We start from the raw sequence: 805 nt of genomic DNA on the forward strand, positions 1-805 counted from the left end.
AATTTGGTAGTGGTTTGAAAAGTATGCTGAGAAAGAAATAGAAAAGACAACTTGGTAAAAAGATGATAATTTGAGGTTATGAAGACACAAATTACAATCAAATGCCCAAGCTGTCTAAGTTTCAGTATAAAGAAAAATGGATGGAAAATCTACGGCAAACAAAACTATCAATGTAAAGACTGCCATCGGCAATTTATCCACGACAGTGAACTAAAGTATAAGGGATGTCAAAGTTTCATTGAAGACAAAATTCGCTTAATGTTAGTTAGGGGATGTAGTATTGCTGACATTGTAGCTATTGAAAAGGTTAGCAAATACAAGGTTCTAAGTGTTCTAGTACAATCTGAATATCAGATAAAACCAAAGAAGCGCTATTATCGTCGATTGCAAGTCGATGAGTTTTGGACGTATGTGGGTTGCAAGAGAAACAAAGTGTGGCTGGTTTATGCTTACGACCCAGATACCAATGAAATTGTTACCTTTGTATGGGGTAAGCGTAATTTAACAACAGCAAAACAGCTTAGAGCAAAGCTTGAAGAGCTGAGTGTTGATTTTGGCTATGTTTGCTGTGATAACTGGGATAGTTTTCTGACCGCTTTTAACTTTGATTTTAAAAAGGTTGGCAAATACTATACGGTTGATATTGAAGGTAATAATAATCTTTTTAGGCACAGAATGAGGCGAGCTTTTAGAAAAACTTGCTGTTTTTCCAAGAAGCTTATTAATCATTTTAAGGCTTTTGATTTACTGTTTCATTATGTCAATTATGGCTGGGTATAGTGAGCATACTTTTTAGACCACAGCC

At 35.2% G+C, this 805-nt stretch carries 1 protein-coding gene; it reads left to right on the forward strand.

The window, feature by feature from the left end:
- Positions 1–78 precede the first annotated feature (78 nt).
- Positions 79–780 (forward strand): IS1 family transposase, encoded by a 702-nt coding sequence (locus tag ACH0AB_RS11900; protein WP_406878273.1) that lies wholly within the window; start codon positions 79–81, stop codon positions 778–780.
- The last annotated feature ends 25 nt before the right edge of the window (positions 781–805 follow it).

Source organism: Moraxella sp. 179-F 1C4 NHS (assembly GCF_045370505.1).
GTDB lineage: Bacteria > Pseudomonadota > Gammaproteobacteria > Pseudomonadales > Moraxellaceae > Faucicola > Faucicola tetraodonis.

Excerpts from the sequence above, each read along its gene's own strand:
- ACH0AB_RS11900 (WP_406878273.1), top strand. The coding sequence starts at position 79 with ATGAAGACACAAATTACAATCAAATGCCCAAGCTGTCTAAGTTTCAGT.